Source organism: Staphylococcus sp. HMSC36A10 (assembly GCF_001838845.1).
GTDB classification, from domain to species: Bacteria; Bacillota; Bacilli; order Staphylococcales; family Staphylococcaceae; genus Staphylococcus; species Staphylococcus aureus.
In genome coordinates this window covers 1-407 of sequence record NZ_KV839089.1, presented here as the reverse complement: position 1 = coordinate 407, position 407 = coordinate 1, and the positions used below count along the sequence as shown (strand labels likewise).

The 407-nt window shown below is 34.4% G+C and carries 2 protein-coding genes; both read left to right on the top strand.

Features of this window, described 5'->3' with window-relative positions:
- Positions 1–24 precede the first annotated feature (24 nt).
- The gene (locus HMPREF3247_RS05550) at positions 25–270 is read left to right on the top strand and encodes a hypothetical protein (protein ID WP_001282070.1); all 246 of its coding nucleotides are present in this window, start codon (positions 25–27) and stop codon (positions 268–270) included.
- A partial coding sequence (locus tag HMPREF3247_RS05545; protein ID WP_053000986.1) for a DUF1381 domain-containing protein occupies positions 267–407 on the top strand: 141 nt, incomplete at its 3' end. The genes HMPREF3247_RS05550 and HMPREF3247_RS05545, both read left to right, overlap by 4 nt.

Sequence of the window (407 nt, the reverse complement as noted above, 5' to 3'; positions counted from 1 at the left end):
TCGAGTCAAGGAGGTTTTGGGGAAGTGAGTGACATGTTAGAAATATTTTTCATAGGGTTTGGTGTTTATCTATTTTGTCGCATAGGTATTATTTTTCTCAAGAGTAAAAAGACTATACACACAAACCTATATGAAATGTTGTTGATTGCTACTATCTTTGTGACATCTACATTTGCTGATAAACATCAAAAGACGCATATCTTAATAGCATTTTTAGTAATGTTTTTTATGAGTAAGCTCAAACAAGTTCAAGGGAGCTATGAGGAATGACACAATACTTAGTCACAACATTTAAAGATTCAACAGGACGCAAGCATACACACATAACTAAAGCTAAGAGCAATCAAAGGTTTACAGTTGTTGAGGCAGAGAGTAAAGAAGAAGCGAAAGAGAAGTATGAGGCACAA